The organism is Streptomyces aurantiogriseus (assembly GCF_014649375.1).
GTDB classification, from domain to species: Bacteria; Actinomycetota; Actinomycetes; order Streptomycetales; family Streptomycetaceae; genus Streptomyces; species Streptomyces aurantiogriseus.
Genome location: NZ_BMSX01000035.1, coordinates 1 through 25,411, shown reverse-complemented (window position 1 = coordinate 25,411; position 25,411 = coordinate 1). Strand labels below are relative to the sequence as shown.

Sequence of the window (25,411 nt, the reverse complement as noted above, 5' to 3'; positions counted from 1 at the left end):
TCCCGGTGACACCTCGAGTGCCGACGGGAGGGACACCTCGCCACGTTCCCGTCGCCGTCGTGGGGATGGCGGTGCTGTTGCCGGGCGCCGCCGACCTGGACGCGTACTGGCGGAACCTGCGGGACGGCGTGGACGCGATCGGCGACGTACCGGAGGGGCGCTGGGACGCCGACTACTACCGTCCCGGCACCGCCTCCGAACCGGCCACCGCCGACCGGGTGTACGCCCGGCGGGGCGGGTTCGTGGACGGGCTGGCGCGGATCGAGGTCACCCGGTTCGGGATCATGCCGAACTCGGTCGCCGGCACCGAGCCCGACCAGCTCATCGCGCTCCACGTGGCCGCCGCCGCCCTCGACGACGCGGGCGGCACCGACCGCCTGCCCGACCGGGGGCGTGTCGGCGTCGTCCTCGGCCGGGGCGGCTACCTCACGCCGGGGCTGGTCCGACTCGACCAACGGGTGCGTACGGCGGGGCAGCTCGTCCGCACGCTGGGCGAGTTGCTGCCGGACCTGACGTCTGGTCAACTCGACCGGGTCCGGGAGGCGTTCACCGACCGTCTCGGCCCCGACAGCCCCGAGTCGGCGATCGGCCTGGTGCCCAACCTCGCCGCCTCCCGGGTCGCCAACCGGCTCGATCTGCGCGGCCCCGCGTACACCGTGGACGCCGCCTGCGCGTCCTCCCTGGTCGCCGTCGACCAGGCGGTGGGCGAACTGGCCACCGGCCGCTGCGACGTGATGCTCGCCGGAGGCGTCCACCACTGCCACGACATCACGCTCTGGAGCGTCTTCTCACAGCTGCGCGCGCTCTCCCCCAGCCAGCGCATCCGCCCCTTCCACCGGGACGCCGACGGCATCCTGATCGGCGAGGGCACGGGCGTGGTGGTTCTCAAGCGGCTCGCCGACGCCGAGCGCGACGGCGACCGGATCTACGCCGTCATCCGGGGTACCGGAGTGGCCAGCGACGGCCGGGCGGCCGGTCTGGTCAGCCCCGATCCGGGCGGTCAGGCGCAGGCGGTACGGCAGGCCTGGCGGGCCGCCGGACTCGACCCGGCGGCGCCCGGCTCGGTCGGCCTGCTGGAGGCCCACGGCACCGCGACCCCGGCCGGTGACGGCGCCGAACTGGCCACGCTGGCCGAGGTCTTCGGGCCCGGTGACGGGGAGCCGGCGGTCCTGGGTTCGGTGAAGTCGATGATCGGGCACACCATGCCCGCCGCCGGGGTGGCCGGTCTGGTCAAGGCCGCGCTCGCCGTCCACCACGGCACGCTGCTGCCGACCCTGCACTGCGACGACCCGCATCCCGCGCTGGCCCGCACCCGCTTCCGGCCCCTGGAGAAGGCGGCGCCCTGGGAGACCGTCCCCGAGCAGCCGGTGCGCCGGGCGGCCGTCAACGCGTTCGGGTTCGGCGGGATCAACGCGCACGTGGTGCTGGAGGAGGCGCCGGGGGCCCGCACGCCCGCACGGCCCCGCGCGAGCACGGGAGGCATGTCAGGCACGGCAGGCACAGGCACGGCAGGCACAGGCACGGCGGTCACGGCGGTCACGGCGGTCACGGCGGTCACGGCAGATAGATCAGATACGTCAGCCCCCGTAGCCGCCTCAGTCACAGGGATCACCTCCGTCGCCGAACCCGAGCCCGTCCTCCTGCTCGCCGCCGACTCCCCCGAGCGCCTCGCCGCCCTCCTGGACGCCGACGACACCACCGTGCGTGCCGCGGGCCTCGACTCCACCCGCCCGCACCGAGAGGCCGGTCCGGTCCGTCTGGGCGTCGTCGATCCCACGGCCAAACGGCTCGCCCTCGCCCGGCGCGCGGTCGCCAAGCAGCGTGCCTGGCACGGCCGCAGCGACGTCTGGTTCCGGCCGAGCCCGCTGCTGGGCGCCGGCCACGGAAAGCTGGCGTTCCTCTTCCCGGGCCTGGAGGGGGACTTCACCCCGCGCGTGGACGACATCGCCGCCCACTTCGGCCTGCCCCCGCTCGCGGTCGACGACGGCCAGGTCGACGACGTCGGCCGGCACGGCCTCGGCGTCGTGGCCGTCGGCCGGCTCCTCGACACCGCGCTGCGCCGGACGGGGATCGTGCCGGACGCGGTCGCCGGGCACAGCGTGGGCGAGTGGACGGCGATGGCGGCGGGCGGGCTGTACGCGGGGGACGAGGTCGACGCCTTCATGGCGACCTTCGATCCGGACGCCGTGACCGTGCCGGGCCTCGCCTTCGGGGCGGTCGGCGCGCCCGCCGAACGGGTGCTGGCCGCCCTGCGCGACGAGGGCTGGGCCGAGGCGGGTCTGGTGCTCTCCCACGACAACGCGCCCGGCCAGTCGATGGTGTGCGGCCCGGAATCGGCGGTGCACGACTTCGTACGGGCGTTCCGCTCCCGGGGTGTGGTCAGCCAGATGCTGCCGTTCCGGTCCGGCTTCCACACGCCGATGCTGGAGCCCCACCTCGGCCCGATCAAGGAGGCCGCCGACCGCTTCCGGCTGCACCCGCCGCACACTCCTGTGTGGTCGGGCACGACCGCAGCGCCCTTCCCCGAGGACGAGGCGCGGGCCCGGACCCTGTTCGTCCGGCACCTGCTGGAACCCGTCCGCTTCCGGCAGCTGACCGAGGCCCTGTACGCGGCGGGCCACCGGGTGTACGTCCAGGCCGGTCCCGGCCGGCTCGGCTCCCTCGTCGGCGACACCCTCGGCGGCCACGACCACCTGGTCGTCCCCGCCAACTCCCCGCACCGCACGGGCCTCGCCCAGCTCCGCCGGGTGGCGACCGCGCTGTGGACGGCCGGAGCAGCGGTGGCCCCGGCGCTGTCCCGGACCGCCTCCCCGACCGCCGCCGTACGGCCCGGGCTGCCACCGGTCCGACTGGACCTGGACGGCGCCCTGGTGTCCCTCGCGCCGGCGAAGCTGGCCGCACTGCGCACGGAACTGCGGCCCGCCCGCACCGCGAGCCCCGAGGCCGGCTCGCCTCTGGACGCCCTCGCCTCCCGCTCCCCGATCGCCGCCGAACTCAGCGCCCTGCTCCACGACACGGCGGACACGGCGGCCGCCCTCATGACCGCGCCGACCCGCACCCGGCAGCACACCCGCTCCGCGCCACCTCCCGCGTCACCCCCCACGCCGGTCCCCGCGCCGGCCCTCACCTCCCACCGCACCACCGTCCATGTCTCCCCCGACACCATGCCGTACCTCCTGGACCACTGCTTCTTCCCGCAGCGGCCCGGCTGGCCCGATGTGGCGGACCGGTGGCCGGTGGTCCCGGCGACGACGATCGTGCAGCACATCGTGGACACGGCACAGGCGGCCGCCCCCGGCCGGGTGCCGGTGGCCGTGCACGGGGCGCGGTTCGAGGAGTGGCTCACCGCCACACCCGCCGTCGACGTCCCGGTGACCGCGACCCCCGAGGGCCCGGACCGTGTGGCGGTCTCCTTCGGCCCCCGGGCCCGCGCCACCGTCGAACTCGCCGCCGCCCACCCGCCCCCGCCGCCCGCTCCCTGGTCGATCGATCCCACCACCGAACGCACCCCCGACCACACCGCCGCGCAGCTCTACGACGACCGCTGGATGTTCCACGGCCCGGCGTTCCGGGGCGTCACCGAACTCACCGCGATCGGAGACCGGCACGTGCGGGGCGTGATCACGACGCCGCCGGCGCCCGGCGCCCTGCTCGACAACGTCGGCCAGATCCTCGGCTACTGGATCATGGCGACCCGCACCGAGCGGACCGTCGTGTTCCCGGTCGGGATGCGGGAGATGCGGTTCCACGGCCCGCATCCCGAGCCCGGCACCGAGGTCGCGTGCCTCGTACGGATCACCTCGCTCACCGACACCTTCCTGGAGGCCGACGTCCAGCTGACGGTCGACGGCGCGGTGTGGGCGGAGCTGTACGGCTGGCAGGACCGGCGTTTCGACAACGACCCCAGGACCCGTCCCGTCGAGCGCTTCCCGGAGCGCAACACCCTCTCCGAGGCCCGCCCGGGCGGCTGGACCCTGCTGCACGAACGCTGGCCGGACCTGGCCTCCCGTGAGCTGATCATGCGCAACTCCCTCGGCGGCGTGGAGCGTTCGCAGTACGCCGGGCACGCGCCGCGCGGGCGCCGGCAGTGGCTGCTGGGCCGGATCGCGGTCAAGGACGCCGTACGGCAGTGGCTGTGGGAGCACGGCGAGGGCCCGGTCTTCCCGGCGGAGCTGCGGGTGCACAACGACGAGGCGGGCCGCCCGTACGTCACCGGCGTGCACGGCCGTGTCCTGCCCCCGCTGGACGTGTCGCTGGCCCACTGCTCCGAGGCGGGCGTCGCGATCGTACGGCCCCACACGCCCGGCCCGGGCCCCGGCATCGACATCGAGGAGGTCACCGACCGCACGCCCGAGACCCTGACCACGGCCCTCGGCGCGGACGAACTCCGCCTGCTGAAAGACCTGTCGGCGTCCGCCGGCGGCTCCGAGGCGCTGTGGTTCACCCGCTTCTGGGCGGCGAAGGAGGCGGTCGCCAAGGCGGAGGGCACCGGATTCGGCGGCCGGCCGAGGGACTTCGTCGTCCTCGGCGCGACACCGGGCGGCGAACGGCTGACCGTCGCGGGCCGCCTGGAGCGCGCCTACACCGTGCACTGCGCACCCGCCGCCAACCCGCCGCGCCTGCCCGACCGGGAGTACGTCGTGGCCTGGACGACGGGCCCCGCCCAGACGGTCCCCGCTCAGACGATCTCCACGCAGACGGTCTCCCCGCAGACGGTCTCCACACAGACGGTCTCCGCTCTGACGGTCCGCACGCAGACGGTCCCCGCTCAGACGGCCCCCGCTCAGACGGCCCCCGCTCAAGCGAAGGAGTACGACCGATGACCCCCCACACCCCCGTCACCGCCGACGAGGAGACCGTCCTGGCCGACCTCGCGGGCATGCTCGCGCGGCTCCTGGAGGACGAGTACGGCCTCGACGACGTCGAGATCGGCATGCACACCACGTTCAACCGCGACCTGGAGCTGGAGAGCATCGACCTGGTGACCCTGGCCGGGCTGCTGGAGGAGCGGTACGGCGACCGGGTCAACTTCGCCGAGTTCCTGGCCGGCATGGAGTTCGACGAGATCATCGAGCTGACCGTCGGACGGCTCGTCGAGTACGTCGTGACCAGCCTGAAGGCCGCGGAGGCGAGCTGACCATGGCGATGGTCGACACCGGCGCCGTCCGGTTGCACGTGCAGAGGATCGGCCCCAGGGACCGGCCGGCCACGGCCACCGTGGTGCTGGTGCACGGCCTGCTCACCGACAGCCTGGCCAGCTACTACTTCACCGTGGCCCCCGCGTTCGCGGCCGCCGGCCTCGACGTCGTCATGTACGACCTGCGCGGCCACGGCCGCAGCGAGCGCCCCGCCGACGGCTACACCCTGGACCACAACATCGACGACCTGGAGGCGCTCCTGGACCGGCTGGAGGTGACCGGTCCGGTGCATCTGGTCGGCAACTCCTACGGCGGTACGGTCGCGTTCGGCTACGCGGTCCGCCATCCGGAGCGGGCGGCCGGCGTCACCCTGATCGAGTCGGAACCGGCCACCGCCGCCTGGGCGGTGAAGCTCGGCGGCATCCTGCACCGGGTGGTGCATCAGCTGGCGTACAACGAGCCCGACGCGATCGCCTGGATCACCGCCCACCGCAGCCACAACACCGCCCGCCTGGCCAGGGGCGCGGCCCGGCTCGCCCGCGAGACCAGCCTCGGCCGGGACATCCCGGCCAGCCGGGTGCTGACGGAGGATCAGATCAGGTCGGTGCGGTGTCCGGTGCTCGGTGTGTACGGCGGCGACTCCGACCTCGCCGAACTCGCCCCCTGGCTGGAGTCGTTGCTGCCGGACTGCCGGACCGTGGTGATCCCGGGGCACGAGCACTCCGTGCTGGTGGAGGCGGCCCAGGCCGTGGGCGGTCACATCCTGGAGCTCGTGCGGGGTGCCGAGTTGGCGGGGGCGGCGGAGGCGCGGTGAGCCGGTTCCTGTTCGTCGTACCGCCGTTGACCGGGCACATCAATCCCCCTGTGGGCGTCGCGGCCGAACTGGCCGCACTCGGGCATCGGGTGGCGTGGGTGTGCGCCGATCCCGGGCTGGTCCGGCGGCTCGCGGGTGACGGGGCCGAGGTGTTCGCCTGTGCCGGGGCCCCGGAGGGGAGCCGGCCGCCCGAACTGCGCGGGCCGGAGGCGCTGAGGTTCCTGTGGGAGTGGTACCTGCTGCCGCTGGCCGAGGCGATGGCGCCGGGGGTGGGGGCGGCCGTCGAGGAGTTCCGGCCGGACGTGGTGGTCGCCGACCAGCAGGCCTTCGCGGGCGCGCTGGTCGCGGAGCGGCTCGGTGTGCCGTGGGCGACCTCGGCGAGCACGTCGGCCGAGTTCACCGATCCACTGGCCGGGCTGCCCAAGGTCCGGGAGTGGCTGGACGAGCGGCTGGCCGGCCTGCGGGCCGCGATCGGGGATCCGGCGGGCACCGCCGACCCTCGCTTCTCGCCGCACCTCGTTCTCGCCTTCAGCACACCGGAGCTGGCGGGGCCGGCCGAGGCGGTCCGCTGGGTCGGTCCCTCGATCGCGGCCCGCCCCACCGCGTCCGGCTTCCCCTGGGAGTGGCTCGACCCCGGCCGCGCCACCGTGCTGGTCACGCTCGGCACCGCGAACACCGATGTCGGCGGCCGCTTCCTGGACGTGTGCGTGAGCGCGCTGCGGGAGCGGGCGGACCGGGTACAGGGCGTGGTCGTCGACCCGGGCGGGATGCTGGGCGGGGGCGTCGACGACAAGGACGTCCTGGTGGTGCCCTTCGTCCCCCAGCTCGCCCTGCTGGAAAGGGCGGCCGCGGTGGTCTGCCATGCCGGGCACAACACCGTGTGCGAGGCCCTGTGGCACGGGGTTCCGCTCGTGGTGGCGCCCATCCGTGACGACCAGCCGGTCGTGGCCGGGCAGGTCGCGGACGCGGGGGCCGGGGTGCGGGTGCGCTTCGGCCGGGTCACCGCGCACAAGCTGGGCGCGGCCCTCGACGCCGTCCTGGACGAACCCGGGTACCGCGCGGCGGCCGACCGGATCCGTACGGCGTTCCGTGCCGCCGGCGGTGCGCCCGCCGCAGCGGCCCATCTCGACGAGCTCGCCAGGGAGCTGTGATGAGCGACGAGACCAAGCCCACCGAGCGGATCGCCGCGCTGCGCCCCGGCTACCAGGCCGACCTCGCGGCCGGCCTGGACCGCTTCTTCGAGCCCCGGCGCACCACCTGCCCCTGGTGCGGCTCGGACCGCCTGACCACACGGCTGCGCACCACCGACCTGCTCCAGCACAAGCCGGGCCGCTTCGTCCTGGACCGGTGCGAGGGGTGCGGGCACACCTTCCAGAACCCTCGGCTGAGCCCGGAGGGGCTGGAGTTCTACTACCGGGACTTCTACGACGGGCTCGGCGAGAAGAAGCTCGGCGACACCTTCGGCGGGCGCACCGGGATGTACCGGGGGCGGGCGGAGTCGATGCTGCCGCACGACCCCGAGCCGAAGACCTGGCTGGACGTGGGCACCGGGCACGGCCATTTCTGCGCGGCCGCCCGGGAGGTGCTGCCGGGGACGACGTTCGACGGACTCGACTTCACCGACGGCGTCGAACTCGCCGAGCGGGAGGGCCGGGTGGAGCGCGGCCACCGGGGCAGCTTCCCCGAGCTGGCGCCGGAACTCGCGGGCCGTTACGACGTGGTGAGCATGTTCCACTACCTGGAGCACAGCACCGACCCCGACCGCGAGCTGCGCGCCGCGAAGGAGGCGGTCCGGCCCGGCGGGCACCTCCTCATCGAGGTCCCGGACCCGCAGAGCCGCTACGCCCGCCTCCTCGGCCGCTGGTGGCTGCCCTGGCTCCAGCCGCAGCACCTGCACTTCGTGCCGGTGGCCAACCTGCGCGAGCGGCTGGCGGACCTGGGCTTCACGGTGGTGGCGGAGCAGCACGCCGAGCCGCACGACCCGGTGGACCTGCTGGCCGCCGTATGGCTGGCGCTGGACCACATGGCGCCGCGCGACGACGCGCCGTGGCTGCCCGAACCGCCGAACGCGCTGCGCCGCACACTGCGCGGGGCGCTGCTGGTCGCCGGGATCCCCGCGCTGATCGCGGGCACGCTCCTCGACCGGTTCGCGGTCCGGCCGCTGTCGCACCGGCTGGGCGTGTCCAACGCCTACCGGCTCGTCGCCCGCCGCGACTGACGGGTGCGCGTGCGGGGGCCGCCACCGACGTCCGTCGCCCCGGCCCCCGGTCCCGGTGTGCGCACCCCCGACCGGGACGGCGACGCGTCCGCCCGTCCACGTCGTCGACGTGGACGGGCGCCGATCACGGCTACGACACCGAGGACGGCGAGAAGGCGCGCCGGGTGTACGCGCCGACCGCGCGCCATGTGCGCGCTGCCACACACGCCGTCTGACGGCTCGGGTCGTGCTGCCGGTGGCGTGGGGCCGGTCGTGCCACGCGGCGGAGCCGCATGTCGACACAGCCCCGTGCCCCTGAGGCAGGCAGCGCCACCCCCAGTTTCCCGGCGCGCTCCGCCAGGTCGCGCCACACGTTCGGCGCCACCGGGATGCCCTTCTCCGCGCGTCCGGCGGCCACGGCGGCGCTGCGCTCACCGGGGTAGAAGACGCCCTCCGCGTCGTCCGCGGCCGGCAGGCCCTTCAGCGTGCTCAGCGTGGCGTCGACGGCCTCGGTGAAGGCCCCCGCGTCCCCGAAGGCGGCCGGGTCGAGCGCTATGAGCAGGGCGTTCTGGCGGTGCTTGCGGCCGGCCGGGTCGTCCGAGTGGAAGGACGCGAAGATCGGCGCGCCGACGAGCACGCTGGTCAGCAGCTCGAACGCGAGCGACATGCCGGACCCCTTGGCCCCGCCCAACGGCAGCGGCATGACCGCCTTCTCCGGGTCGGTCTCGTCCCCCGCGTCCCCCACAGTGCAGCCGGCAGCGCCCCGCGGAGGGGGCACATGCTGCCTGTGCAGGGCACCGGCCCCCGGCCTCGCCCGAACGGGGTGACGCCCCGTACCGTCCGGGACGGGAGCCGTGACAGCCGCCGCTCCCTGGATCGGCTTCCCCTCGTACCGCACGGACGTCCTCGTACCGCACGCCGGAGGGCGTGCCCCGCGCGCCGAACGCCGGCCCCGCACCTCGCTCGTGCGGCGGCCGGCGTTCGTCCGTGCCCGCGGGGGCCGGGCAGCCCCTGACCGGCTGCCCGACGCCGGCCGACCGGCTCCGCGAGCCACTTGGCGACGTACGCGGAGAGGATGCCGCCGGCGGGGTGGGCGGTCATCAGCAGGCCGATGACGAGGGCGCCGCGGCCGCGCGGGTCGTAGTCGGAGACCATGCTGATCGCGGTCGGCAGCAGGCCGCCGAGGCCGATGCCCGCCACGGTCCGGCCGAGGCCGAAGACCGCGACGCTGTCCGCCAGCGCGCACACGCCGGAGGCCAGGGAGAAGAGGGTCACGCAGGCGACCATCAGCTTCTTGCGGCCGATCCGGTCGGCGACGGTGTCCGCGGTGAGGGCGCCGACCAGCATGCCGAAGGTGGCGTAGCTGCCGAGGTCGCCGGCCTGGTCGGGGGTGAGACCGAAGGTCTTCGTCGCGAGGAGGTGCGGCAGCACCGAGCCGTAGATGAACATGTCGAGGCCGTCGAAGAGGACAGCCAGCCAGCACAGTCCGACGGCCAGGAAGGCCTATGCGACCGGCGGCGTGCCGTGCGTATGGAAGGACTCGATGGTCTTCAGGCCCCAGGCCTGGCCCTTCTTGCGTTCCTCCTCGGTCCAGGTGATCAACGGCCAGTCGGGGGCCAGCACGAGCCGCGTGAGCGGGTTGCACAGCTCGATCCGGTTGCCGCCGGGCTCGTAGACGTAGAGGAAGAAGGTCTGCTGGATGGCGTGCTTGTGCGGGCCCGTCTCGATGAACACGCCGGTGTCGATGGCGAGGTCGGCGGCGCGCAGGATGTCCTCACGGGTGTCGGTCGCGAAGGCGATGTGGTGCAGCCGCCCGGTGGAGCCGGTCCAGTCCGAGGTGTAGACGACGTCGTACGACTTGTTCGTGTACGTCAGCCAGCGCGCCGCGATCTTCCCGCTGTCGAGCCGGATCTGCTCGGTGGGCCGGGCGCCCAGCACCCGTTCCTGGAACTCGGCGTTGGCGAGGACGTCGGCGGCGAGGAAGTTGACGTGGTCCAGGCGCCGTACGCCCACGCCCTGGTTGGGCTTGGCCTGCGGCTGGTTCTTCAGGGCCGGCCTCAGCTCGTCGGGGGCCCGGTAGTGCTCGCTCTCCCAGTAGAGGGCGTGCTCGTGGCCGTCCGGGTCGGTGGTGACGTAGAGCTTGCCGAGACCGGGTTCGTCCTCGGCCCAGCGGCCGGTGCCGCCCGCCTCCTCGACCGCCTCGACCCGGCGCCGGAGGGCCTCCTCGCTGGAGGTGCGCAGGGCGAGCCGGCCGAGGCCGGGCTGCTCGCGGGCGGTGAGCACCAGGCTGTGGTGCTCGTAGTCGTCGAAGGTCCGCAGATAGACCGTGTCGCCGTCCCGCCCGTTGACGGTGAGCCCCAGGTAGTCGGTGAAGAAGTCGACACTGGCGTCCAGGTCCGGGGTGAAGAGCTGGGCGTGGCCGATGTGCGCGATGTCGCCGAGCGGCGGAGTCATCGTTGATCTCCAAGGGGGTGCGGGGACATCGGTGCCGTCTCGGCGGACCGGGGGAACACGGTGCCGTCGAAGATCTTGCGGGCCGTGCGGACCACGGCGGTGCGGCGGGCGGAGGGCAGGCCGTCGGCAGTCCTGCCGAGGCTGCTTTCGATATCCAGGAATCCAGTGGGATGTTCTATGCGAATGCGGTCACTGCCGGAGTCGAGTACGGCGATCTCCGCGCCCACACTGCCTTCGATCCGCAGGCCGGCCGCCACACTGGCCGCGCCGAGCACGCCGATCGAGGTGTGGCAGCGCACGGGGATGAAGGTGCGGGTCGTGACCGCGCCGCCGCTTCGGGGCGGGGCGAGCAGGGTGGGCTTGGGCACGGTGGTGTCCGCGACGTCGCCGAGACCCATCAGCCGGCCCGCCGCCAGGCGGATCGCGCGGAGGCGGTCGGCGAGCGCCACGTCCGCCTCCAGTTCCCGGGGCGTCTCGTAGCCGGTGACCTCGAGCGAGCCGGCCGCGACGAGGACCGTCGGCATGCCGTTGTCCACGCAGGTGACCGGCACGCCGTCGATCACGTCCCGCACGCTGCCGGTGGGCAGCAGCGGGTGGGCGCTCGGCGGGAACTCGATCACGACGGGCGCGGCCGTCCCCGGCACGCCCGAGATCTCGGCGTTCCCGGTGTAGCGCACCCGGCCGCCGGGGGTCGGGAAGGTCGCCGTCGCGTAGTCGCCGGTGTTGACCATGCGGATACGGACGGAGGTCTCCGGCTCCTCCGCCGGCACGAGCCCGCGCTCGACGGCGAACGGGCCGACGCCGGCGAGGAGGTTGCCGCAGTTCTGACGGGCACTCACCTCCGGTCGCTCAACGGCGACTTGAAGGAAGAGGTAGTCGACGTCGGCACGCGGGTCGGTGGACGGGGAGACCACGGCGACCTTGCTGGTGAGCGGGTGGGCGCCCCCCAGGCCGTCGATCTGGCGCTCGTCCGGGCTGCCCATGATCCGCAGCAACAGCTCGTCGCGCGGGGCCGGTCGGCCGGGCAGGTCGTCGGCGAGGAAGTAGGCGCCCTTGGAGGTGCCGCCCCGCATCAGCAGGCAGGGCACTTCCTCGAGCCCTGGCGTCACGACGGCTCCCCCGCCGTGTACTCCTCGTACGTCCGGTACTCGACGCCGAGCTTCTTCAGCGTCTCCCTCAATCCGTAGCGGTCCAGGCCGAGTTCGCCGTCGAGGAAGGCGGCGCGGGACTTCGCCTCCTTCGCCTCGCGGGCCTCGGACGCCTCGACCGTGGCGCGGGCGCGCTCACGCGGAACGACCACCACACCGTCGTCGTCGGCGAGGATCACGTCACCGGGGCGGATCACCTGTCCGTCGATCGCGACCGGCACGTTGACCGAGCCGCCGGTGGCCTTGACCGTGCCCTGCGCAGAGACGGCCCGGGACCAGGCCGGGAAGTCCATCTCCCGCAGTTCCTGGGTGTCGCGGACACCGGCGTTGATGATCAGGCCGCGCACGCCCCGCTGCTGGAGCGCGGTGGCGAACAGCTCGCCGAACATGCCGTCGGTGGACGGGGAGGTGGTGGTGACGACCAGGACGTCGCCCTCGCCGCACTGCTCGACGGCGGCGTGGATCATGAGGTTGTCGCCGGGCCAGCTGAGGACGGTGACCGCGGTCCCGGCCATCCGCACCCCCTGCTGGACCGGGCGGATCTCCGGGCCCAGCAGGCCCGTTCGGCCCATCGCCTCGCTCACGGTCGCCACGCCGAAGCCGGACAGCGCGTCGACGTCCTTCTGCTCCGCCTTCGGCGGGTTGGTGACGATCACGCCGCTCATGCCTCCTCCTTCTGCAGAGCTCCGCTGCGGCTCCGCTGCGGCCGGGTGCCCGCTCCGCTTCGCTCCGCGGACCCTGAGCCTCCGCTGCGCCTCAGCTCGCTCATGCCAGCTCCTTAGCGATCTGCGGGTAGGGGCGCATGTACGCCTCGGCCATGGTCTTGTGGGCCAGGCCCAGGTTGGGGCCGGCGTTGCGCTTGAGCTGGACGCCCCGGCGGACGGCGAGGTCGGTGTAGTAGTCCCACAGGTGCTGCTGGGCGGCGAGGCACTCCATGGCCTTGCGCTTGGTCTCCCACACCTCGGTGATGTCGAGGAGGACCTCGGGCTTGAAGCCGCTCATCTCGGGCTGGTGCGGCTCGAAGTAGAAGACGGGCGGGGCGCCGATGATGCCGCCCGGGCCCGGGTAGCCGATGGCCTGGGCGAGGACACGGGCCTCCAGGGCCATGCGGTTGGCGGCGGGGTGGTCGCCGTTGTACGGGTCCTCGGTGGGGTGGGTGAGGACGACGTCCGGCTGGGTCTCGCGGTAGACCTCGACCAGTGTGTCGGTCAGTTCGGCGGTGGGGATCAGCGGGTAGTCGCCGGCGTCGAAGAAACGGACCTCGGCGCCGAGGGTGGCGGCGGCGCGCTCGGCCTCGTCCCGGCGTATCGCCTTGATCTCGTCGAGCTTCCTGCCCTCGCGCCACGCCTTGGCGGACTCGCCGCGCTCGCCGAAGGTCAGGCACGCGATGGTGACCTTCTCCCCCCGGGAGGCGGCCAGGGCGATGGCGCCGCCCGCACGCCACACGAAGTCCCCGGCGTGCGCGGTGACGACGAGGGTCGATCGTGGGGTGGCGGGCGCGTTGGCCTGGGTCATTCTCAGATCTCCTTGGTGACAGGTGGGCGCCCGCCCCACTCAGCCGCGATCAGTCGCGCAGCGCCTCGATCACGCTGGTGAGGTGGGCGCGGACGGCCGTCTCGGCCGCCTGCGGGTCCCTGGCCCGGATCGCTTCGATCATGGTCAGGTGCTCGTTCAGGGATTGCTGCGGACGCCCCGGCCTCAGCGCCAACTGGAAGCGGTGCCGCACCAGTTGGGCGTTGAGCCGCTCCAGCAGGTCCACGGCCGTCTGCTGCCCGGAGAATTCCCGGACCTTGGCGTGGAGTTCCTGGTTGAGGTCGGAGTAGGTGACCGGCTCGCCGTCGGCGACGGCCTTGGTCATCGCCGTGCCGAGGTCGGTCAGTTCGGCCAGTTGCTCGTCGCTGGCCGCGACGGCCGCCTTCGCCGCGCACAGCCCTTCGAGGACCATGCGGCACTCGGTGATGGCGAGCGCTTCGTCCACGGTCACCACGCGCACCCGCGAGCCACGGTTGCGGATCCGCTCGACGAGTCCCTGGGACTCCAGATCGATCAGTGCCGCGCGGATGCTGGCCCGCGTCACACCGAACTGCTCGGCGAGCTCGTTCTCCACCAGCCGCTGCGCCGGTGCCATCTCGCCGTGCAGGATCGCCTGCCGCAGCTGCGCGAGCGCATGCTGTTTGGCCTGCTCTCCGGTGCTCGGACGGGCTTCTTTCGGCATCGTGCCCTCCCTGAGTGAGTGCCTGTCGAACCTAAAACTAGCCAAACAACATTGTCAACAATTTTGTCTGCCGTATTGCAGGCACGGCTCCGCACGGGAGGGGCGAGGGCAGCGGAAAGGCCCGGGGACGCCTCGGCGCCACCGGGCCCCTGCTCCACGGGGTCTCCGTCCGCTACTTGATGATCGCGTTCGCCACGACCACGACCACCCCGAGCAGCGCGTCCCCCGCGCCGATCAGTACCGCGACCGGCCATGGGCGCCGCGACCAGCGGGCGGTGACCAGGCCCAGGGCGAACAGCAGGGCGATGTTCAGGGTGAACGCGGGGTACTCCACCCTGTCCGCCGGCCACCACCCCCAGCCCGCGCCGGCGAGGATGACGACGCTGGGCAGGACGGCGGCGACCAGGGGCCACTCGTCGGTGAGGACGCGCAGCACGTCCGACCTCCGGCGCGGTCCCCGCTCGGCGACGAAGTGGGCGTAGCCGTGGGCGAGGGCGGAGGCGAGAGCGGTCACCAGCAGCCAGGCGGCGTCGTAACGGCGGCTGTCCTGGGAGGTATGCCCGTACTCGGTGAGGGCGGCGACCATCGCACTCGCCAGGACGGCGCCGTAGACACCGCCGAAGAGGACGGACTCACGCGTGCCGCGCCGGTGCGGCGCTGCAGCGGCCGCCGTGGGGATCGCCATGCCCTCCACGATCACCCGGGCCCGCCCCGGCCGCCAGTCGCGACGAAGCCGCTCCCGGCCGGGACGGTCAGTCGTCCCCGCGCGGCGGGGCTGTCGTCCCCCGCACCTCCAGCGTCGGCGCCGCCAGCTGCACCCGTCCCTCTCCCCCGGGCCGTTCCAGGCGGTCGAGAAGGCATCGGGCGGCGCGGCGGCCCACCTCGTGGCCCGCGTGGTCGACGGTGGTGAGCCACAGATGGCGCAGCCGGGAGATGCTCGTGTTGTCGTAGCCGACCACGGACAGGTCGTGTGGGACCCGAAGGCCCAGTTCCTCGGCGGCCGACAGGGCACCGACGCAGGTGATGTCGTTGACGGCGAAGACGGCGGTGGGCCGGTCGGAGCGGGCCAGCAGCCGGACGGTGGCGCGGTAGCCGCCCTCCTCCGTCATGTCGCACGGCTCGACCACCGCCCGGTCCGCCAGGCCGTGCGCCCCCATCGTCGCCTCGAAGCTGCGCCGGCGCAGCTCACCCACGGCGCCGTACCCCCCGAGGTGCGCGATCCGCCGGTGGCCGAGCCCGACGAGGTGCTCGGTGACCAGGCGGGCGCCCCGCTCGTCGTCGTTGGCGACGACGTCCACGCCCGCCGGCACCGGCTCACGGGCGGCCGCGACGACCACGGGGATACGGGCGGCGACCGCGTCGAGGGCGGCCGGGTCGGGCAGTGTGCCGACGACGACCAGGCCGTCGGCCCGCAGGTCCAGGAAGGGCCCGGCGAGGTCGTGGCCGACGCGGCGGTTCAGGCGGGCGTCGGCGAGCAGCATGTGCAAGCCGCTCGCGTGCAGCAGGGAGTTGAGGCCGTCGAGGAGGTCGACGTACCAGGGATTGCGCAGGTCGTTGAGGAGGACGCCGACCGTCCTGGAGCGCTGCTCGCTGAGGCTGCGGGCGGCCGCGTTGGGCCGGTAGCCCAGCTCGCGCACGGCCCGCAGGACGGCCTCCCGCTTCTCGGCGCGCACCTGCTCGGAGCCGCGCAGGACGAGGGAGACCAGCGACTTGGACACCCCGGCCCGGTCGGCGACGTCACGGATGGTCGGCGGTCTCATGCCGTGGACCGTTCCACGCGCCACGCCGGTTGTCAAAGGGACCCCGAACGCCTTGACATCCTGGGAAACCGGCCCTCAGGGTGGCCTGGACAAGAAATGGACCGGTCCAAAGAGGGGCTGTGGTGGCTGTCATGGTCGATGCGCTGGGTGTCGCCGTCGTCGGGTTCGGCTGGATGGGCCGGGTGCACACACAGGCGTACGCGCGCGTGCTCCACCATTACCCGCAGCTCACGGTGCGGCCGGAACTGGTCACGGTCGCCGAGGAGGTCCCGGGCCGGGCCGAGGAGGCCGCCGCGCGGTACGGGTTCGCCTCGACGACTCGTGACTGGCGCGAGGTCGCCGCCGATCCGCGGGTCCGGGCGGTCAGCGTCACCGCGCCGAACTTCCTGCACCGCGAGATCGGCGTGGCGATGGCCGAGGCCGGCAAGCACCTCTGGATCGAGAAGCCGGTGGGCCTCACGGCCGACGACGCCCGCGCGGTCGCGGACGCGGTCGCCAAGGCCGGCGTCCACAGCGCGGTCGGCTTCAACTACCGCAACGCCCCCGCCGTCGAGGCCGCCCGCGACCTGATCGCCTCCGGTGAGATCGGCGCGGTCACGCACGTCCGCATCCGTCTGTTCAGCGACTACGCGGCGCACCCCGACGGTGCCCTGACCTGGCGCTACGAACGCGAACGCGGCGGCAGCGGGGTGCTCGGCGACCTGGCCTCGCACGGCGCCGACCTGGCCCGCTTCCTCCTCGGCGACATCACCTCGCTGACCGCCGACACCGCGATCTTCGTGCCGCAGCGGGCCCGCCCCACCGGCGCCACCGCCGGCCACACCCTGGCCACCGGCGGCGACCTCGGCCCGGTGGAGAACGAGGACTACGTCAACTGTCTGCTCCGCTTCACCTCCGGCGCCCGTGGCGTCCTGGAGGCCTGCCGCGTCTCGGTCGGCGAGCAGAACAACTACGGCTTCGAGGTACACGGCACCAAGGGCGCCGTCCTCTGGGACTTCCGCCGTATGAACGAACTGGGCGTCAGCCGCGGCACCACATACCAGGACCAGCCGGTCAGCACGGTGTACGTCGGCCCGGGCGCCGGCGAGTTCGGCGCGTTCCAGCCGGGTGCGGCGAACGCGATGGGCTACGACGACCTGAAGGTGATCGAGGCGTACCGCTTCCTGCGCTCGATCGCGGAGGGCACGCCGCACGGGGCGACACTCGCGGACGCGGTGCACAGCGCGGCCGTGCTGGACGCTATGGCGCGGTCGGCGGAGACCGGGGCGTGGGCCGACGTCCAACCGGGAGGGTGACGGCAGGGCCACCCCGAGTCCGGTTACCGGGCCCAGTGACGGCGAGCCCGGGAACGGCAGGCTTCGTGGCGGGCGGGCTACGTGGCGTGGGTCCGCAGGCTTGGCGGCGTGCGGGCATCGTGGCATGGGACCGCAGGCTTCGTGGCGTCCAGGCCTCGTGGCATGGGACCGCAGGCTTCGTGGCGTCCAGGCCTCGTGGCGTGGGACCGCCGGCTTCGTGGCGTCCAGCCTTCCTGGCGTGGGGCCGCCGGCCCTGGGAACCTCCCGCCACCGCAGCGCCGTACGGGCCGTCCCGGCGACCGGAGCCGTAGCGGCCCGGAGCCGGCACCCCGCCCCGGAACGCGGTCCGGCGTCAGCCGGCCGTGGCCTGGGGCGGCATGTTGTACGGGGTCACCACCTGGATCGCCGACGGCAGCACGGGCCCCGCGGGCGGCAGCGCCCCGTGAGCCCGCATCACGACGTGGCAGGCCTCGCGCATGTCCTGGCGCAGGTCGTGGTGGAGGACGGCCGACAGGCGGTGCTCCCGCAGCAGGCGGGTGTTGTCGTGGTCGAGGTCGTGCGCGACGAACACCGCGCACTCGCGGCCCAGGTCGGCGAAGGCGCGCAGGGTGGCGATGTTGCCGCCGCCGATGGAGTAGACGGCGCGGATGTCCGGGTCGCGGGCGAGCGCGGTGCGGACGAGGTCGTACTGGGTGGCGTCCAGGCCCTGGCCCTCGGCGATCTCGACGAGGGCGCGCTCGGGGTGGCGGGCACGCATGGCGCCGCGGAAGCCCATCTCGCGCTCCTCCTCGTTGCGGAAGAAGCCGCTGCTGAGGCTGGTGAGCACATTGCCGGGCCGCTCGCCCAGCCACTGGCCCATGAGGTACGCGGCGGTGGCGCCGGCGGCCCGGTTGTCGATGCCGACATAGGCGAGGCGGGCACTGGCCGGGAGGTCGGTGACGAGGGTGACGACGGGGATGCCGGCGGCGGCCAGCCGGCCGACCGTCGCCGTGACCTCCGGGACGTCCGGCGCCTTGAGGATGACGCCCTGGGAGCCGCGTCGGGCGATCCGGTCCAGGGTCGCGACCAGCTCCTCGACGGGGCCGGTCTCACGGAAGTGGAAGCGCGAGCGCAGCACGGCCGGGTGCAGGGAGGGCAGCTCGGCCTCCAGGGCGGCGCGCACGGCGGTGCTGAACCGCTCCGGCGCCTGCACCACGACGTCGACCATGAAGGTGCGGCCGACGAGCCGGACCTGGGTGCGCTGCCGGTCGAGGTCGGCGATGGCCCGCCGCACCTCCTGCTCGGTGGACGCACGCACCCCTCCCCGCCCGTTGAGGACCCGGTCCACGGTGGCCTCGCTCAGGCCTGCCTGACGTGCGATCTCTCGGATGGGGAAGGGGTGGCCCACAGCACTCTCCGGGGAAGGTCGTCTTGAGGGGTTTTTGAGGGCTCGCTGCCGGTTGTTCGAGGGGTTTGTACTGACAAGAATGTCAGAGCCGCATGGCTCCCCGTGACCGAAGGGACGACGATGTCCTTCCCCTCCGCAGCGTCCTCCGCCTGGCTCACCGAGCAGGACTGCGACCTCGACGCCTTCCGCGCGCTCGTCGAGCACCGGACGGACCTCGCCGCCTACCCGTACGCCACGTCGGTGGAGGGCGACGCCCTCGTCTACGACGGCGACCGGCTGCGGGCCGCCGACGGGCCCGCGGTCCGCGCGGAACTGGTCCGCGCCCTCGCCGACGGGCCCGGCATCGTGGTCTTCCGGGCCGCCTTCCCCGACCCCTCGGTCGTCGACCGGCTCACCGCCGTGTTCGAGGCCCTGATCGCCGAGCAGCGCGCCGCGGGCGCCACCGCCGGCGACCACTTCGCCAAGCCGGGCGCCAACGACCGCGTCTGGAACGCCCTCGAGAAGGCGGCCCTGCGCGACCCGGAGGCCTTCGCCGACTACTACGCCAACGACCTCCTGGCCCTGGTCTCCACCGCCTGGCTCGGCCCCGGCCACCAGGTCACCTCCCAGGTCAACGTGGTCAACCCGGGCGGCGCGGCGCAGACCGCGCACCGCGACTACCACCTGGGGTTCCTCTCGAACGAGACGGCAGCCGCCTACCCGGCGCACGTCCACCGCCTCTCCCCCGTGCTCACGCTCCAGGGCGCGGTGGCGCACTGCGACATGCCCGTCGAGTCCGGGCCGACGATGTACCTGCCGCACTCGCAGAAGTACGAGCCCGGCTACCTGGCCTGGCGACGGCCCGAGTTCCAGGAGTACTTCGAGGCCCACCACGTCCAGCTCCCGCTGGCCAAGGGCGACGCCGCCTTCTTCAATCCCGCCCTGTTCCACGCCGCCGGCACCAACCGCTCCACCGGCATCCGCCGGACGGCCAACCTCCTCCAGGTGTCCTCCGCGTTCGGCCGGGCCATGGAGACCGTGGACCGCGAGGCGATCGCGAACGCGGTCTACCCCGTGCTGCTGAAGCGCGCCGCCGACGGCGCGGACGAGGCATGGCTGGAGCGCGTGATCGCCGCGAGCGCCGAGGGCTACCCCTTCCCCACCAACCTCGACAGCGACCCGCCGGTCGGCGGTCTGGCCCCGCCCTCCCAGGCGGACACCGTACGGCGGGCGCTGCGCGAGGCATGGACACCGCAGGCTCTGCGGGACGAGCTGCGGGCCGGCGCCGAGCGGCGCGAGAGCTGAAAGGAACTCCCGGTCCATGGGACTTCTCGACAACAAGGTCGTCCTCGTCAACGGCGGCAGCCAGGGAGTGGGCGCCGCGATCGCACGGGCCGCCGTCCGCGAGGGCGCGGTCGTGGCCGTCACCGGCCGGCGCCCGGAGCCGGGCGAGGCGCTGGTGGCGGAGCTGGCGGCGGCCGGCGGCAAGGCGATGTTCGTCCGCGCCGACCTGGCGGACGCCGAGCAGGCGAAGACCTCCGTCACCCGGGTGGTGGAGTCGTACGGCAGGATCGACTGCCTGGTGAACTCCGCCGGGCTGACGTCTCGGGGCACGCTCCTCGACACCACGCCCGAGCTGTTCGACCAGCACATCGCGATCAACCTGAAGGCGCCGTTCTTCGCGATGCAGGCCGCCGTCTCCGACATGGTCGCGCGCAAGGCGCCGGGCACGATCGTCAACATCATCACGTCCTCGGCGCACGGCGGGCAGCCGTTCCTGGCGCCCTACGTCTCCGCCAAGGCCGGCCTCGTCGGGCTGACCCGCAACGCCGCGCACGCCCACCGCTGGGACCGGATCCGGATCAACGGCCTGAACATCGGCTGGACCGCGACCGAGGGTGAGGACGCCACGCAGAAGACGTTCCACGGCGCCGGCGACGACTGGCGCGAACAGGCCGCCGCCAGGCTGCCGATGGGCAAGCTGGGCCAGCCGGACGAAATCGCCGACTTCGTGGTCTTCCTGCTGTCCGACCGGTCCGGCGTGGTCACCGGCTCGGTGATCGACTGGGACCAGAACGTCCTTGGCGGACTCGACTGACCTTCCCCACCTCCCCGTACCACCGCTTTCAAGGAGCACCACCCCCATGCGTATCGGAATCCTCGGCCTCGGCCGCATCGGCGCCTTCCACGCCGAGACCCTCTCCGGACTCGACGCGGTCGACTCCCTCGTCGTCACCGACCCGTTCGCGGACGCCGCCAAGGCCGCCGCCGAGCGGTTCGGCGCCGAGGTCGTGGACTCGCCCGAGGCCCTGCTGGCGGCCGGCGTGGACGGCATCGTCGTCGCCGCCGCCACGGACGCCCACCCCGCGCTGATCCTGGCCGGGGTCGAGGCCGGCATCCCCGTCTTCTGCGAGAAGCCCGTCGCCAGGACCATGAGCGAGGGCGTCGAGGTGCTCAAGGCCGTCCAGGGCAAGGACGTGCCGATCCAGATCGGCTACAACCGCCGCTTCGACGCCGGCTTCGTCGCCGCCCGCGCCGCCGTGCAGGCCGGCGAGCTGGGCAAGCTGCACACCGTCCGGTCGACCACCCTGGACCCGGCGCCGCCGCCCGCCGCGTACATCGCCGCGTCCGGCGGCATCTTCCGCGACTGCTCCGTCCACGACTTCGACATCATCCGCTGGGTGACGGGTCGCGAGGTGACCGAGGTGTACGCGGTCGGCGGCAACCGGGGCGCCGACTACATCAAGGAGGCGGGCGACGCCGACACCACGGGCGCGATCCTCACCCTGGACGACGGCACGATCGCGGTGGTCTCCAACTCCCGTCACAACGCCCGGGGTTACGACGTCCGCATGGAGATCCACGGCTTCACGGACTCCATCGCCGTCGGCCTGGAGGACAAGCTGCCGCTGCGCTCGGTGGAGCCCGGCGTGACCTTCCCGTCCGGCACGCCGCACGACTTCTTCATGGACCGCTTCACCGCGGCCTACCGCGCCGAACTCACCGCGTTCACCGAGGTCGTCGCCGGCACCCGGCCCTCCCCCTGCACGATCGAGGACGCCCTGGAGGCGGGCTGGATCGCGGAGGCGTGCACGCAGTCGCTGCACGAGCACCGGCCCGTGACGATCGCGGAGGTGCGCTCCGCCTGACGAGCACGGCGGGGACGTACCCGGCTCCACCACCGGGTACGTCCCCGACTCCCCTCACCTGGCCGCCGGCTGCGCCGGCAGGTTGAAGACGTGGTCCGGGCTGATGATCTTCGTGATGGCATCACCGAGGACGGTGCTGGGTTCCTGGCCCTTGTAGTTGATGTCGGTGTTCAGCACCACGACGAGGGTCGCCTGCGCCGACGGCAGGTAGACCGTCAGGGACTCGTAGCCCGGCAGGGAACCGTTGTGGCCGATCCAGCCCTGCACGTTGAAGATGCCGAGACCGTAACCGGCGCCCGGGATCGGGGTCGGGGGTGTGGTCAGCCGCTGCTTCTGTGTGGCGGGGCTGATCAGTGTGCCCCCGTCGGGCAGTCGGCCGGTGGCCACCGTGCGCGCCCACACGCGCAGGTCCTCCAACCGGGAGATCATGGCTCCGGCGGCCCAGCCCCAGGAGGGGTTCCAGTCTGCCGAGTCCTCGACCTTTCCGGTCGCGGTCTGGTCCGTGTAGCCCTGCGCGTGCGGCTCCGGGAACTCGTTGCCGGTGGGGAAGAGCGTGTGCTTCAGGCCGACCGGATCGAGGACGTGCTCCTGGATGTAGTCCGCCAGCCGCCGGCCGCTGACCTTCTCGACGACCAGGCCGAGCAGGATCAGGTTGGTGTTGGAGTAGTAGAACTGCGCGCCGGGCTGGAACATCACCGGATGCTTGAAGGAGTAGCCGAGCAACTGCTGGGGGGTGAACGGCCGTTCCGGATCGGAGGTCAGCGCCTTGAAGAAGCCTTCGTCCTCGGAGTAGTTGAACAGCCCGCTGCGCATACCGGCCAGCTGGCGCAGGGTGATCCTGTCGCCGTTCGGTACGCCGTCGACGTACTGGTCGATGGTGTCGTCGAGACCGATCCTGCCCTCGTCGACCAGTTCGAGGAGTGCGGTGACGGTGAACGTCTTGGTCTCGCTGCCGATCCGCATGTACAGATCCGGCGTCATCTTCTCGCCGGTGCTCTTGTCGGCGACGCCGAAGGACTTCACGTACTCGCCCTTGTCGGGTGTCCAGATGCCGACGCTCACACCGGGGATGTCCGCCTCCTTCATGACCCGCTGCACGGCCTGGTCGATCTGTCCCCGCACGGCGGGGGTGAGCGCGCGGACGGCGTCCTCGGACGGCGACGGCGAGGGTTGTGCGGCTGCGGTGGCGGCCGGGTACGGCAGCGTCGCGGCGACCCCGCCCGCGGCCGGCCCCACCAGCGCTCCCACCGTGACGGCGACGACGACCCCCCTGCGCAGTCGAATGCACGGACGCGTCATGGGCTCACTCCCCCACGAGGAGACGAACGCCGCAGGCCACAGCCGCACCAAGGGTACGGGCCGCGTGCGGCGCATCAGCACCAGCATAGGAGCGCCCGCCCGCCCCCGCCTGTCGGCGGAGGCGCTGCCCACGCGTACGCCCGTGGCATCCCCGGGCACCGGCCGGGGAACGCGCCGCTGCCATGATCGGCGCCATGTCCGTGCCCATCACCCGCGCCCATGTCACCGACATCCAGCAGGCTCTCGCCGACCACCACCGCTACTGGGGCGAGCGCGACCCGCGCGCGCTCCATCTCCTGCCGCTGGTCCACGAGTTCGACTGCCTCGGCTTCGCCGTACGGGTCGAGGAGGAGTACAACGGGCCCGGTCAGCCGCGGGTGGTGTTCACCCGGGCGCTGACGGCCTGACGGCACGCTCGGCGGCCGTCACCTGCCGCGCACCCGTACATGCAGATGACCGTCGAGCGGGAACTCCGGCGGAGCGGCGAGCAGCAGGCCGTCATAGCCGTACCCGGTCTTCTCCGCGACCCGGCAGGAGGCCAGGTTGTCGACCTGGTGCAGGAGGGTGAGGCGCGTCAAGCCGGCGAAGGCGGTGAAGGCCCAGTCCGTCAGGGCGCCCAGCGCACGGGAGGCCACGCCCCGGCCGCGGGCGTGGGCCGCGGTCCAGTAGCCGACCTCCGGGGACGGGCCGTGGGGTGTCTTGAGGACGACATGGCCGGCCAACCGCCCTTCCCCGTCACCGGATCGGGTCTCCAGAACGGCGAAGGCGAGCCGCTTGCCCGACTCCCAGCCCTCCCGCTGCACCCGCACCCAGCGCACCGCGTCCGCCTCGTCCGCGATGGTCACGCTCGACCAGCGGCGCATGGCGGGATCCCCGTACACCTCGGCCAGGCCGACCGCGTCCTCCAAACGCCACGGGCGCAGCGACAGCGCGGAGGCCGACGCGGTGGCGCCGGCCTCCAGGTGTATCTCGTTGTCGTCCATGTCCCAAGGATAGGCCGGAGACCGGATCAAGCCCCGCAGGAGCGGAGGAACTTGCGGGTCCGTACCGCGATGGGCAGGGGTTTGTCCGGCTCGCACGGGTACATGTCCTGCTCGACGATCGCGAACAGCTCGACCCCGAGCCGCTGCGCCGCGACCAGCACCGGCTCCAACTCCGGTACGCCGGACGGTGGTTCGCACATCACCCCGCGCTGGACCGCAGGCCCGAACGGCACCTCGTTCTTCACGACCTCGGCGAGGATCTCCGGGTCGACCTGCTTGAGGTGGAGGTAGCCGATGCGCTCGCCGTAGGTCTCGATCAGCTTGACGCTGTCACCGCCGCAGTAGGCGTAGTGACCGGTGTCCAGGCAGAGGTTGACCAGTTCGGTGTCGGTGGAGTCCAGGAACCGTTCGACGTGGCCCTCGGTGTCGATGTGGGTGTCGGCGTGCGGATGGACGACGATGTCCAGGCCGTACGTCTCCTTCACCTCGTGACCGAGGCGTTCCATGCCTTTGGTGAGGTGGGCCCACTGCTCGGCCGTCAGCTCGGGCGGTTCGAGGATCTCGGCGGTCTTGTCGTCGCGCCAGAAGGACGGGATGACGACCAGGTGCCGCGCGCCCATCGCCTGGGTGAGCGCGGCCACCTGGCTCACGTGCGCCCAGGTGTCCTCCCAGACGGAGGGGCCGCGGTGCAGGCCGGTGAAGACCGTGCCCGCCGAGACCTTCAGGTTCCGCTTGGTCACCTCGTCGGTGAGGCGGGCCGGGTCGGTCGGCAGGTAGCCGTACGGGCCCAGTTCGATCCAGGAGTAGCCGGCCTCCGCGACCTCGTCCAGGAAGCGCTCCCAGGGAACCTGTCGGGGGTCGTCGGGGAACCAGACGCCCCAGGAGTCGGGGGCGGAACCGATGCGGATGCGGTCCAGTGCGGCGGACACGTCAGGACTTCCCCTCGCCGGTGCTCGCCACGGGCGCGGTGAGGTCTTCCTCTTCCGGAAGCTCCTCGACGTCGACGCCACGCACCTGGGCCAGCTCGTGCTTCAGTGCCGCGAGTTCGGCGCCGCCGGCCATGTGGTTGGTGAGCTCTTCCAGGCTGACCTCGCTGCGGTCGGCGGAGAGTTCCATGGTGCCCAGGCGCAGGACGCTGAAGTGGTCGCCGACCATGTAGGCGTGGTGGGGGTTGTGGGTGATGAAGATGACGCCGAGGCCGCGGTCGCGGGCGGCGGCGATGTACTTCAGCACGACACCGGACTGCTTCACGCCGAGGGCGGCGGTGGGCTCGTCCAGGATGAGGACGCGGGCGCCGAAGTAGACGGCGCGGGCGATCGCCACGCACTGGCGCTGGCCGCCGGAGAGGGTGCCGATGGGCTGCTCGAGGTCGTCCAGGATGATGCCCATGTTGCGCAGCTCTTCGTCCGCGGTCTTCTTCATCTTCTCGATGTCGAGACGGCGGATGGGCCAAGGGCCCTTGGTCATCTCGGAGCCGAGGAAGAAGTTGCGCCACACCGGCATCAGCGGGACGGTCGCCAGGTCCTGGTAGACCGTGGCGATACCGCGGTCCAGGGCCTCGCGCGGGGTGGAGAAGCGCACCGACTCGCCGTC

At 72.9% G+C, this 25,411-nt stretch carries 23 protein-coding genes and 1 pseudogene; 10 read left to right on the top strand and 14 right to left on the bottom strand.

Translation table 11 applies throughout. The features are described 5' to 3' along the window. The first annotated feature begins 5 nt into the window (after positions 1-5). The 5 genes from IE263_RS43675 to IE263_RS43655 are packed head-to-tail and all read left to right on the top strand — an operon-like array spanning position 6 to position 8,170. On the top strand, positions 6-4,823 hold the full coding sequence (locus tag IE263_RS43675; protein ID WP_373312277.1) for a beta-ketoacyl synthase N-terminal-like domain-containing protein: 4,818 nt from the start codon (positions 6-8) through the stop codon (positions 4,821-4,823). Next, positions 4,820-5,137: an acyl carrier protein gene (locus tag IE263_RS43670; RefSeq protein WP_189943698.1), complete on the top strand. Its 318-nt coding sequence runs from the start codon at positions 4,820-4,822 to the stop codon at positions 5,135-5,137. The genes IE263_RS43675 and IE263_RS43670 overlap by 4 nt, the downstream gene beginning before the upstream one ends. Before the next feature lie 2 nt (positions 5,138-5,139). After that, complete coding sequence (locus IE263_RS43665) at positions 5,140-5,952, top strand: alpha/beta fold hydrolase (protein WP_189943697.1); 813 nt, start codon at positions 5,140-5,142, stop codon at positions 5,950-5,952. Beyond that, entirely contained in the window at positions 5,949-7,103 is a 1,155-nt protein-coding gene (locus tag IE263_RS43660; protein WP_189943696.1) for a glycosyltransferase, read from the top strand. Before IE263_RS43665 ends, IE263_RS43660 begins: the two co-directional genes overlap by 4 nt. Next, positions 7,103-8,170 carry a class I SAM-dependent methyltransferase gene (locus tag IE263_RS43655; RefSeq protein WP_189943695.1) on the top strand — a complete coding sequence of 356 codons (1,068 nt, stop codon included), beginning with the start codon at positions 7,103-7,105 and terminating at the stop codon, positions 8,168-8,170. Before IE263_RS43660 ends, IE263_RS43655 begins: the two co-directional genes overlap by 1 nt. A 130-nt stretch (positions 8,171-8,300) precedes the next feature. Here the strand turns inward: IE263_RS43655 and IE263_RS43650 are convergent, their stop codons facing one another. The 9 genes and pseudogenes from IE263_RS43650 to IE263_RS43610 form a co-directional block, all read right to left on the bottom strand. After that, positions 8,301-8,852: an Ldh family oxidoreductase gene (locus IE263_RS43650; protein ID WP_229911499.1), complete on the bottom strand. Its 552-nt coding sequence runs from the start codon at positions 8,850-8,852 to the stop codon at positions 8,301-8,303. 317 nt (positions 8,853-9,169) lie between these two features. Beyond that, positions 9,170-9,646 (bottom strand): annotated as a pseudogene (locus IE263_RS43645) (MFS transporter); the annotation flags it as partial. A 6-nt stretch (positions 9,647-9,652) separates the two neighbouring features. After that, on the bottom strand, positions 9,653-10,603 hold the full coding sequence (locus IE263_RS43640) for a catechol 2,3-dioxygenase (protein ID WP_189943694.1): 951 nt from the start codon (positions 10,601-10,603) through the stop codon (positions 9,653-9,655). Next, entirely contained in the window at positions 10,600-11,676 is a 1,077-nt protein-coding gene (locus IE263_RS43635) for a 4-oxalomesaconate tautomerase (RefSeq protein ID WP_229911503.1), read from the bottom strand. Before IE263_RS43635 ends, IE263_RS43640 begins: the two co-directional genes overlap by 4 nt. Before the next feature lie 32 nt (positions 11,677-11,708). Beyond that, positions 11,709-12,416: a 4-carboxy-4-hydroxy-2-oxoadipate aldolase/oxaloacetate decarboxylase gene (locus IE263_RS43630; RefSeq protein WP_189943692.1), complete on the bottom strand. Its 708-nt coding sequence runs from the start codon at positions 12,414-12,416 to the stop codon at positions 11,709-11,711. 100 nt (positions 12,417-12,516) lie between these two features. Then, positions 12,517-13,266: a PIG-L deacetylase family protein gene (locus tag IE263_RS43625; RefSeq protein WP_189943691.1), complete on the bottom strand. Its 750-nt coding sequence runs from the start codon at positions 13,264-13,266 to the stop codon at positions 12,517-12,519. A 49-nt stretch (positions 13,267-13,315) separates the two neighbouring features. Then, a complete protein-coding gene (locus IE263_RS43620; protein WP_189943690.1) occupies positions 13,316-13,966 on the bottom strand; it encodes a GntR family transcriptional regulator in 651 nt (216 codons plus the stop codon). Between the two features lie 172 nt (positions 13,967-14,138). Next, on the bottom strand, positions 14,139-14,651 hold the full coding sequence (locus IE263_RS43615) for a hypothetical protein (RefSeq protein ID WP_189943689.1): 513 nt from the start codon (positions 14,649-14,651) through the stop codon (positions 14,139-14,141). Between the two features lie 67 nt (positions 14,652-14,718). Next, the gene (locus IE263_RS43610) at positions 14,719-15,726 is read right to left on the bottom strand and encodes a LacI family DNA-binding transcriptional regulator (protein ID WP_189943688.1); all 1,008 of its coding nucleotides are present in this window, start codon (positions 15,724-15,726) and stop codon (positions 14,719-14,721) included. A 131-nt stretch (positions 15,727-15,857) separates the two neighbouring features. On the opposite strand from IE263_RS43610, the gene IE263_RS43605 reads away from it, so the two are divergent. After that, positions 15,858-17,021 carry a Gfo/Idh/MocA family protein gene (locus IE263_RS43605; protein ID WP_189943687.1) on the top strand — a complete coding sequence of 388 codons (1,164 nt, stop codon included), beginning with the start codon at positions 15,858-15,860 and terminating at the stop codon, positions 17,019-17,021. A 352-nt stretch (positions 17,022-17,373) separates the two neighbouring features. Here IE263_RS43605 and IE263_RS43600 read toward each other — a convergent pair whose 3' ends face one another. After that, complete coding sequence (locus IE263_RS43600) at positions 17,374-18,408, bottom strand: LacI family DNA-binding transcriptional regulator (RefSeq protein ID WP_189943686.1); 1,035 nt, start codon at positions 18,406-18,408, stop codon at positions 17,374-17,376. A gap of 120 nt (positions 18,409-18,528) precedes the next feature. On the opposite strand from IE263_RS43600, the gene IE263_RS43595 reads away from it, so the two are divergent. From IE263_RS43595 to IE263_RS43585, 3 genes are read left to right on the top strand one after another with little or no spacing between them, the layout of a single operon-like run. Continuing rightward, complete coding sequence (locus IE263_RS43595; protein ID WP_189943685.1) at positions 18,529-19,692, top strand: phytanoyl-CoA dioxygenase family protein; 1,164 nt, start codon at positions 18,529-18,531, stop codon at positions 19,690-19,692. 16 nt (positions 19,693-19,708) lie between these two features. Then, positions 19,709-20,485, top strand: a complete 777-nt coding sequence (locus tag IE263_RS43590) for an SDR family oxidoreductase (RefSeq protein ID WP_189943684.1) — start codon at positions 19,709-19,711, stop codon at positions 20,483-20,485. A 46-nt stretch (positions 20,486-20,531) separates the two neighbouring features. Next, positions 20,532-21,536, top strand: coding sequence for a Gfo/Idh/MocA family protein (locus IE263_RS43585; RefSeq protein ID WP_189943683.1), 1,005 nt, complete (start codon positions 20,532-20,534; stop codon positions 21,534-21,536). A 54-nt stretch (positions 21,537-21,590) separates the two neighbouring features. On the opposite strand, the gene IE263_RS43580 is transcribed toward IE263_RS43585, so the two are convergent. After that, entirely contained in the window at positions 21,591-22,835 is a 1,245-nt protein-coding gene (locus IE263_RS43580) for a serine hydrolase domain-containing protein (protein WP_189943682.1), read from the bottom strand. Between the two features lie 194 nt (positions 22,836-23,029). On the opposite strand from IE263_RS43580, the gene IE263_RS43575 reads away from it, so the two are divergent. Further along, the gene (locus tag IE263_RS43575) at positions 23,030-23,242 is read left to right on the top strand and encodes a hypothetical protein (protein WP_189943681.1); all 213 of its coding nucleotides are present in this window, start codon (positions 23,030-23,032) and stop codon (positions 23,240-23,242) included. Between the two features lie 18 nt (positions 23,243-23,260). Here IE263_RS43575 and IE263_RS43570 read toward each other — a convergent pair whose 3' ends face one another. The 3 genes from IE263_RS43570 to IE263_RS43560 all read right to left on the bottom strand — a co-directional run. Continuing rightward, positions 23,261-23,818, bottom strand: coding sequence for a GNAT family N-acetyltransferase (locus IE263_RS43570; RefSeq protein ID WP_189943680.1), 558 nt, complete (start codon positions 23,816-23,818; stop codon positions 23,261-23,263). Positions 23,819-23,844: 26 nt separating this feature from the next. Continuing rightward, entirely contained in the window at positions 23,845-24,747 is a 903-nt protein-coding gene (locus tag IE263_RS43565) for a sugar phosphate isomerase/epimerase family protein (protein WP_189943679.1), read from the bottom strand. Position 24,748: 1 nt separating this feature from the next. Further along, positions 24,749-25,411: ATP-binding cassette domain-containing protein (locus IE263_RS43560; protein ID WP_189943678.1), on the bottom strand; the 663-nt coding region annotated here is incomplete at its 5' end.